The 9,496-nt window shown below is 73.2% G+C and carries 5 protein-coding genes; 4 read left to right on the top strand and 1 reads right to left on the bottom strand.

What is annotated here, in order from left to right:
- The 3 genes from pta to BN12_RS12295 all read left to right on the top strand — a co-directional run.
- Nucleotides 1-1,548, top strand: a 1,548-nt coding sequence (pta, locus tag BN12_RS12305) for a phosphate acetyltransferase (RefSeq protein ID WP_157635711.1), incomplete at its 5' end; no start/stop codon positions are given.
- Nucleotides 1,545-2,738, top strand: a complete 1,194-nt coding sequence (locus BN12_RS12300) for an acetate/propionate family kinase (RefSeq protein ID WP_048552845.1) — start codon at nucleotides 1,545-1,547, stop codon at nucleotides 2,736-2,738. The genes pta and BN12_RS12300, both read left to right, overlap by 4 nt.
- Before the next feature lie 266 nt (nucleotides 2,739-3,004).
- Entirely contained in the window at nucleotides 3,005-6,415 is a 3,411-nt protein-coding gene (locus BN12_RS12295; RefSeq protein WP_048552843.1) for a S8 family serine peptidase, read from the top strand.
- Nucleotides 6,416-6,572: 157 nt separating this feature from the next.
- On the opposite strand, the gene BN12_RS12290 is transcribed toward BN12_RS12295, so the two are convergent.
- Nucleotides 6,573-7,301, bottom strand: coding sequence for a copper homeostasis protein CutC (locus tag BN12_RS12290; RefSeq protein ID WP_048552842.1), 729 nt, complete (start codon nucleotides 7,299-7,301; stop codon nucleotides 6,573-6,575).
- 355 nt (nucleotides 7,302-7,656) lie between these two features.
- Between BN12_RS12290 and BN12_RS12285 the strand changes: the two genes are divergently transcribed.
- Nucleotides 7,657-9,195 (top strand): LLM class flavin-dependent oxidoreductase, encoded by a 1,539-nt coding sequence (locus BN12_RS12285; RefSeq protein WP_048552841.1) that lies wholly within the window; start codon nucleotides 7,657-7,659, stop codon nucleotides 9,193-9,195.
- The last annotated feature ends 301 nt before the right edge of the window (nucleotides 9,196-9,496 follow it).

Here is a 9,496-nt window from a genome sequence, read left to right as displayed (position 1 = left end):
GACGCGACGGCCCGCGCCGTCGCCACGGCTCTCGAGCCGCTGTCGACGGCCGCGCTGCCGGAGGCGCCGCTGCTGCGGGCGCCGACGGTCCGGGACCTGCTCGAGGCCTGCGAGGGCCGCCTCCTCCACGGCGACCCGGAGCTCCTCGACCGCGAGTCGATGGGCCTGGTCATCGCCGCGATGACGATGCCGCACGTCCTCGACCGTCTCGTCGAGGGCGGGGTCGTCGTCGTGCCGGGCGACCGCGACGAGGTCGTCCTCGGCGCCCTCCTGGCCCACCGGTCGGCGACCTTCCCGTCCCTGTCCGGCATCGTCGTCAACGGGAACCTGCCCCTCTCGGCGCAGGTCGAGCGCCTCATCGCGGGCCTCGACGTCGAGCTGCCCGTCGTCTCCGCGCCCGAGGGCACGATGGCGACCGCGAACCGGCTGGGAGCGGTGCCCGGCCGGATCACGCCGACCGCGCACCGCAAGGTCGCCACCGCGGTGGCACTCGTGGAGGAGCACCTCGACCCGGGCACCTTCCTCGACGGGCTGCGGCCCCCGGCCGGAACCGACGAGATCGTCACACCGCTCATGTTCGAGCACCGGATCGTCGAGGCGGCTCACCGCGCCGGAGCGCACGTCGTCCTGCCCGAGGGCACCGAGCGGCGCATCCTCGAGGCGACCGAGGAGATCCTCGCCCGCGGGATCGCCCGGGTGACCCTCCTCGGCGACGTCGACCGGGTCCACGCCCAGGCCGCCGCCATCGGCCTCGACCTGCGCCAGGTCTCCGTCGTCGACCCGCTGACGAGTCCCTGGCGGGAGCGGTTCGCGGCGGAGTACGCCCGGTTGCGCGCCCACAAGGGCGTCACGACGGAGCAGGCGCACGACGTCGTCTCGGACCCCGCATACTTCGGGACCCTCATGGTCCATCTCGGCGAGGCCGACGGCATGGTCGCCGGCTCCGTCACGACGACCGCGCACACGGTGCGGCCCGCGCTCGAGGTGATCCGGACCGTACCCGGCGTCTCGGTCGTCTCGAGCGTCTTCTTCATGTGCCTCGCCGACCGCGTCCTCGTCTACGGCGACTGCGCGATCAACCCCGACCCGACGGCGCCGCAGCTCGCGGACATCGCCATCTCCTCGGCGACGACGGCCCAGCAGTTCGGCATCGAGCCGCGGGTCGCCATGCTGTCGTACTCGACGGGCTCCTCGGGCACCGGCGCCGACGTCGACAAGGTGCGGGCCGCGACCGACATCGTCCGGGAGCGCGCGCCGGGCCTCCTCGTCGAGGGACCCATCCAGTACGACGCCGCCGTCGATCCCGCCGTCGCGTCGACGAAGCTGCGCGACAGCCTCGTCGCGGGGCGTGCGACGGTCCTCGTCTTCCCCGATCTCAACACCGGAAACAACACCTACAAGGCGGTGCAGCGCAGCGCCATGGCGGTCGCCGTCGGACCCGTCCTCCAGGGCCTCAACCGTCCGGTCAACGACCTCTCCCGCGGCGCGACGGTCCGCGACATGGTCAACACCGTGGCGATGACGGCGATCCAGGCGGGCGTCCGATGAGCGCGGCCCTCGTCCTCGTCGTGAACGCCGGGTCGTCCTCCCTGAAGTACTCGCTCGTCGAGACGGTGACCGGCGCCCACCTCGGGGTCGGCCTCGTCGAGCGGATCGGCGCCTCCGGTGGGGGGATCCGCCACGACGTGGGTGGTGAGCGGTTCAGCGACGACGTCGACGTGCCCGACCACGAGGCGGCCTTCGCCCTCGCGCTGCGGGCGTTCGAGACCCACGGCCCGCACTTCCGCCCCGACGAGCTCGTCGCCGTGGGCCATCGCGTCGTGCACGGCGGCAGCCGGTTCACCGCGCCGACCCTCGTCGACGACGACCTCGTCGCCGCCGTCGGGTCGCTCGTGCCCCTCGCGCCACTGCACAACCCGGGCAACCTCGAGGGCATCGCCGTCGCCCGACGGATCTTCCGTGGGGTGCCCCAGGTGGCCGTCTTCGACACCGCCTTCCACCACACGCTCCCGCCCGAGGCCTACACGTATGCGATCCCGGCACGCTGGCGCGACGAGCTCGGGATCCGGCGCTACGGGTTCCACGGCACGTCGCACGCCTACGTCTCCCGCCGGACGGCGGACCTCGTGGGCCGTCCGCTCGAGGAGGTCGACACCGTCGTCCTTCATCTCGGCAACGGGTGCAGCGCGAGTGCCGTAGAGGGCGGGCGGAGCATCGAGACGTCGATGGGGATGTCGCCGCTCGAGGGCCTCGTCATGGGGACGCGGTCCGGCGACATCGACCCCGCCATCCCGGGCCACCTCGCGCGGGTCGAGGGGCTCGACGCGGCGGCCGTCGACACCGAGCTCAACCGGCGCAGCGGGCTCCTCGGCCTGGCCGGGGTCTCCGACTTCCGCGAGATCACCGAGCGTCTCGAGGCCGGGGACTCCGCAGCGTCCCTCGCCTTCGACGTCGTCGTCCACCGGCTCGTCAAGTACGTCGGCGCGTATGCCGCCGTCCTCGGCCGGCTCGACGCCCTCACCTTCACCGGCGGCATCGGGGAGAACGCGCCCGTGCTGCGCGCCGCGGTCGCTCGGCGGCTCGGTGTCCTCGGGGTCGTCCTCGACGACGACGCGAATGCGTCCGGCGGTGGGGAGCGGATCGTGTCGTCTCCGGACAGCCGGGTCGCGGTGTGCGTCGTCCCGACCGACGAGGAGCTCGAGATCGCCCGCCAGGCGGCCGGCGTCGTGGCGCGGTAGCGGGTCCGGACGGGCCGATCCCCAGGCGGATTCGGCGACGGCGGGGCCCACGACGGCGCGTGACGTCGCGTGCCAGGCGCCCCGCTCACCGTGACGCCGAGCGACCCGCACGCCGTGACGCCGCGTGCCACGCATCCGCATACCACCGCACCGTCGGGCATGGTGAAAACGCTCGGGTCCGACCCCTGTTCGCCGGCCGCGCGGAGGACTAGCGTGGGAGGGCTGAGGCGGTCGCCTCTCCTCCTTCCATCGCGGGAGATGATCGCGTGGTTCGGTCCGGTGCCCCTGTCGATCCCTACACCTTCGGCCCCCACGGCACCGCCCGCCATGCGGCGCTCGCCATGCTCGTCGCCGCGGCCACCGCGTCGGCGCTGGGTGCCGGGACGAGCGCGGTCGCCGCGCCGGCGCCCGCTGCGACCCGCCACGTCATCCTCGTCATGAAGGACCAGCCGGCGCCCGCCAAGGTCGGCAGCAGCGCGTCGGCCGCACGCGCCCGGGCGGTCGAGAAGGCCCAGGCGCCGATCCTCTCCCGGCTGCACCGGATGCATGCCACGGCAGTGACCGACTACCACGTCGTCAACGCCGTGGCCGCCACGGTCTCGGGCGCCGACGAGGCGCAGCTCGCCGCGGACCCCGACGTCGCCGCCGTGGTCCCGGACGTCACCATCCGGCTCGCGCGGCCGCAGATCGGCGCGACGACGCCGAAGGCCTCCGCCTCGTTGACGCCGAACGTCATCCCGGGAGCCTGCAGCGCCACGCCGCAGCTCGACCCGGAGGGCCTCGGTCTCACGCATACCGACTCCGACGACCCGAAGGCGAAGACCGCGCGCTCCCTGGGCATCACCGGTGCGGGAGTGAAGGTGGCGTGGATCGCCGACGGCGTCGACCCGAATAACGTCAACTTCATCCGGCCCGACGGCACCTCGGTGTTCAGCGACTACCAGGACTTCACCGGCGACGGACCGGGACAGGTCACGAGCGGCGACGAGGCCTTCCTCGACGCCAACACCATCGCCGGTCAGGGAATCCACGTCTACAACGTGCAGAACTTCTCGGCCCAGCCGGACCCCTCGGCCTGCAACATCCGCATCGAGGGCGTCGCACCGGGGGCCAGCCTCGTCGGGCTCGACGTCTACAGCAGCTTCAACGACACGACGGAGTCGAACTTCCTCCAGGCGATCGACTACGCCGTCCAGACCGACCACGTCGACGTCATCAACGAGTCGTTCGGCAGCAACCCGTTCCCGGACGTGACGGCACTGGACGTCATGAAGCAGTTCAACGACGCGGCCGCTGCCGCCGGCGTCACGGTGGCCGTGTCGACCGGCGACGCCGGGTCGGCGAACACCATCGGCTCCCCGGCGAGCGACCCGAACGTCATCGCCGTCGGCGCCTCGACGGACTTCCGCTTCTATGCGCAGACCAACTACGCCGCCGCGAGGTACTTCGCGACGACCGGATGGCTCGACGACAACATCAGCTCGCTGAGCTCGGGCGGCGTCACCGAGGACGGGCGGACGCTCGACCTCGTCGCGCCGGGCGACCTGAGCTTCGCCTCCTGCGACCCGTCGCCGACCTTCCAAGGATGCGTCAACTTCGTCGGCCAGTCGTCGGAGGTCGAGGAGAGCGGTGGCACGAGCGAGTCCTCGCCGTTCGTCGCCGGCGCCGCCGCCCTGGTCATCCAGGCGTATCGCACGGCCCATCACGGCGCGGCACCGACGCCCGCCCTCGTCAAGCAGATCCTCGTCAGCTCGGCCGACGACCTCGCCGCTCCGGCCGACGAGCAGGGTGCCGGTCTCCTCGACACCTACCGCGCGGTGCAGCTCGCCGAGTCGGTGCGCACCGCGGACGGCGCCCCCCGAGCGACCGGTGACTCGATCCGGCTGTCCACGGGGCAGCTGACCGCGGTCGGTGCCCACGGTTCCTCGCACAGCTGGTCGATGACCGTGACGAACACCGGCGCCGCCACGCAGCAGGTCCGCCTCTCCGGCCGGCAGCTCGGCCGGAGCACGGCCGTGCAGTCCGGGAGCGTGACGCTCACCGACGGCGTGAGCCCGCAGTTCACCGACTTCGCCGGGCACGCTGACAACTACGGGACCTTCACCTTCCGCGTTCGTGCGGGGCAGGACCGGCTGTCCGCCGCGATCGCCTATCCCGGTCAGCCGACGCAGGGACTCAACGCCCGGGTCCGGCTCATCCTCGTCGACCCCAAGGGCCGGCTCGCCGCCCACTCCCTGCCACAGGGCGTCGGCAACTACGGCAGCGTCGACGTGACCCACCCGGTCGCCGGCACGTGGACCGGGGTCATCTTCGGGGTCGCCGGCTCCGACAACGGCACCAACGGGGTCGTGCCCTGGCAGGTCTCCTCCCAGCGGTATGCCACCTTCGCCACGGTGCACCCGTCCCGGCTCACCCTCGCCCCGGGCCGGAGCGGCACGGTGACGGTCCGGACACAGCTGCCCCGGTCGCCCGGTGACGCGACCGGCTCCGTCGTCGTCGCCTCGCAGCGGGTCGGCAGCGCGTCCACCGCACACACGACGACCGTCCCCGTGACCCTTCGCAGCCTCATCACCGTCGGCCGGCACGGCGGTAGCTTCGCCGGCACCCTGACCGGCGGCAACGGCCGGCCGCCGAGTGAGGGCCAGGAGGGCTTCTTCCAGTTCAGGGTGCCCAAGGGAGTGCAGGACATCACGGCCAACGTCGCGCTGACGAACGACATCGCCGATCCCGTCGGTGCCTACCTCATCGGACCGGACGGCGAGACCCTCGGCTACGGGCAGAACCGGAGCGTCGGCGGGACCGCACAGAGCGCGCTCACGGCATACACGCTCCATCCTGCGGCGGGCATCTGGACGCTCGCGGTCGACTTCGCCGAGCCGGTCGTCGGCGATGAGGTGTCGCAGCCGTTCACCGGGTCGGTCGTCTTCGACACGACCGAGGCATCGGCTCCCGGTCTGCCGGACGACACGGCGACGACGCTCAAGGCCGGTGTGCCGGTGACCGTCCCGGTCGTCGTGACCAACCATGGCACCGCGCCCGCCGACGTGTTCCTCGACCCACGGCTCGCCGGCACGGCCACGATGACCCTGGCATCCCTGACGACCAGCACCCAGTCGCTGCCGGAGCGGGGCAACCCGCCGCAGTGGTTCGTCCCGACGCAGACGTCGAACATCTCCGTCTCGGCGACCTCGAGCCTGCCGACGATGTTCGACTTGGGTACGAACCCCGGGGACCCGGACCTGGCCAGCGCCGCCAGCGGTGCGACGCCGCTGTGCAGCACGTCGCCGTCGACGACCTTCTCGCCGACGGGCGGGCGGCTCACCTCGGGGATCTGGTTCGCCCTGCCGAGCGAGTGCGGGCCGTATCCGGGACCTGCGCCTGCGGGCACGGTGACCGTCACGGCGTCGGTCACGACGCAGCTGTTCGACCGGGCCCTCAGCTCGCCGACCGGTGACATCGAGCTGGCCGCGCTCGACCCGACGACCACGGTGTCGCCGGTCACGATCGCACCCGGTCAGACGAGCACCATCCCGGTGACGATCACCCCGAGCGGCGCGTCGGGGACCGCGGTGAACGGCACCCTCTACGTCGACACGGTGATGACGTCCGTGCCGCCGTACGGCCAGTTCGCCTCCGACGAGATGACGGCGCTGCCCTACGCCTACTCGATCGGCTAGCGGGCTCGTCGCCCGTGGGCCCCGGCTGACCGGCCCGAACGGATCGGGCCGGTCAGCCGGGTTGGCCCGGGAGCCGATCCTGCCCCGGACCCTGCTCCGGGAGCCGACGCTGGCTCCGGGGCCCGACCCTGTCCGGGATCGGCCCGGGCTGGGGCCGTCAGCCCGACAGCGCGTCGAGGAGCGCTCGGGCGGCGGCAGCATCGGTCACGTCGTGTCCGCCGTCGTCCGAGCCGCCCATGGCGAGGCCACCGCCGCCGACGCGTCTCTTCGCCGAGAGGTGGACCGCGTCCACGCCCGTGTCCGCGATGGCCCGGACGTTGGCCGCGGTGACACCCGACCCGGCCATGACCTGGGTGGAGAGGCCGAGAGCGACGAGCGCCCGCAGCGTCTCCCTCCCCTCCAGCGCCGTGGGGCGCCCGCCGGAGGTGAGCACCCTCGTGAGGCCGACACCGGCGAGCTGCTCGTAGGCGCGCACCGGGTCGGCACTCGCGTCGAGGGCCCGGTGGAAGGTCACCTCCGCACCCGCCGCCGCCTCGAGCACCCGCTCGACGAACGGGAGGTCCGGCATACCCCGCGCGTCGAGAGCGCCGACGACGACTCCCGCGGCCCCTGCCGCGACGGCGTGCGCGACGTCGTCGACCATGAGATCGAGCTCGGCCTCGTCGAAGACGAAGTCGCCAGGGCGGGCCCGGATGAGCGGATGAACCTCGACCGGGGCAGGTCCAGCCCGGCCGGCGGAGACCGACCTGCGCAGGAGGGCCTCCGACGGGCTGAGGCCGCCGAGCTCCAAGGCACAGCACAGCTCGACCCTCGGTATGCCGAGGGTCGCGGCGACCTCGACACCGGAGGGCGACTGGGCGACGAGCTCGACGGTCGGCGACGGCATGGCGCTCAGCGTGGCACGCCCCGCTCGGCCAGGGAAGCGCGTCTCCCGGTGCGGCCAGGGAAGCGGGTCTCCCGGTGCGGCCAGGGAAGCGGGTCTCCCGGTGCGGCCAGGGAAGCCGGGTCTGCCGGTGCGGGCGGGAAAGCCGGGTCTGCCGGTGCGACCAGGGAAGCGGGTCTCCCGGTGCGGGCGGGGAAGCGCGTCTCCCGGTACGGCCAGGAAGCCGGGCCTCCCGGCGCGTCGGCTCGACGTGTCGGCGCCGTCGGGACGGGTCCTGTCGTGCGAAGCGGTGGTTGCCGCTGCGCGATCTCGATGCCGACGGGAGCGTCGAGAAGGCAAGGAGGCCTAGGTTTCCTCCATGAGCGCGACGGACGGCATCCCCGACCCGGCCCTCGTCGTCCTCGTCGGAGCCTCAGGGAGCGGCAAGTCGACGTGGGCGGCGTCCCGGTTCCGGGCGAGCGAGATCGTCTCCTCCGACGCGCTACGCGCCGTCGTCGGCAGCGGCGAGCACGATCTCGACGCGTCGGCCGACGCCTTCGACCTCCTCGACCGCATCGTCGCCGGCCGGGCGCGGCGCCGGCTGTCCGTCGTCGTCGACACCCTGGGACTGGACCCGACGATGCGTCGCGCCTGGCTGGCGCTGGCCCGCGAGACCGGGCTCGCGGCCGTCGTCGTGCGCCTCACGGCCCCGGAACGCGTGGTGCGGCAACGCAACAGGGAGCGTGACCGGTCGGTGCCCGCCGCCGTGCTCACCCGGCAGCTGCGGTCCGCGCGACGCGCGATGGCCGAGATCGACGCAGAGGGCTGGGACCTCGTCGTCGACGTCGTCCACGAGCCTGAAGCCCTGCCGCGGGAGCGAGCGCCCCGCCCGGTGGGCCGGCCCGCGACACCGGGAGCGACGACCCTCGAGCGGAGCCCGACCGGGGAGCCCATGTCGGGGCCGGCCGAGCGGCCGGCCCGTGGCGACCGCGACGGACCCGAGATCGTCCTCCAGGTGTCGCGGTTCCCCTGGGGCGAGGATCCCTCGGGATGGCTGCGGGGAGTGGCCCTCGCCGCCGCCGAGGCGGGCTTCGGCGGCGTGGCCCTCATGGACCACCTCATCCAGATCCCCCAGGTCGATCGGGCCTGGGAGCCGATCCCCGAGCCGTTCGTCGCCCTGGGTCACCTTGCCGCCCTCGGCACCTCCCTGCGTCTCGGAACCCTCTGCACGCCCGTCACGTTCCGGCCCGCAGGCGTCCTCGCGAAGGCCGTCGCCACCCTCGACGTGCTCACCGGCGGCCACGCCTTCGTCGGCATCGGTGCGGGCTGGTGGGAGCGGGAGCACGTGGCATACGGCATCGGCTTCCCACCTGCGCGAGAGCGGGAGGACCTCCTCGAGTCGGCCGTCGAGACCGTGCGCGCCCTGTGGTCGGCCGGGACGAAGCCGTATGCGGGAGCACGGGTCTCCCTTCCGGAGACGACGTGCTACCCGAGGCCGGTCGGCACGCCGCAGATCCTCGTCGGCGGCTCGGGGAAGCGGCGCACCCTGCGCACGGCGGCCCGGCTCGGGGACGCCTGCAACCTGCCGAGCGACCCCGCGGCCCTCGACGTGCTGGTTCCGTTGCTGAGAGCGCACTGCGCCGACGCCGGCAGGGACCCGGACGAGGTGGCCGTCACGGTCCTCGACGTGCCGGCTGTCGGCCGCGACCGGGAGGACGCCCGGGCGCGGGTCGAGCGACTGCGGGGGCGCGCGGCGGCTGCGACGTACGCGGCACGCCACCACGCCGGGACCGCCACCGAGCACCGTGACCGCTACCGACGGCTCGCGGAGTCGCACGGTGTCCGTACCGTCTTCGTCGCCGTTCCCGACCTGTCCGGTCCCGATGACATCGAGCGGCTCGCGGGCCTCGTCCCCTGACCGCGGCGCGAGTCCCCGCCGGCGCCGGTTGGGTGGAGGTGTCTGGTGACCGCCTGGTGGGGTGGGGTTATCTCGACTCCGGGGTTGCCCGTCGGGTGGAGGTATGTAGTGACCGGGCGATGGTGCCTGGATACCTCGATTCCGGAGTTGCCCGTTGGGTGGAGGTATCTGGTGACCGCCTGGTGGGGTGGGGTTACCTCGACTCCGCGGGTCTCCGCCGGGTGGAGGTATCTGGTGACCGGGCGATGGGGCCTAGATACCTCGACTCCGCGGGTCTCCGCCGGGTGGAGGTATGTGGTGA

The sequence above is a fragment of the Nostocoides japonicum T1-X7 genome, assembly GCF_001046855.1.
In the GTDB taxonomy this organism is placed as follows: Bacteria; Actinomycetota; Actinomycetes; order Actinomycetales; family Dermatophilaceae; genus Nostocoides; species Nostocoides japonicum.
The sequence above is the reverse complement of the archived record's forward strand: the minus strand, read 5'-3'. Positions and strand labels throughout refer to the sequence as shown.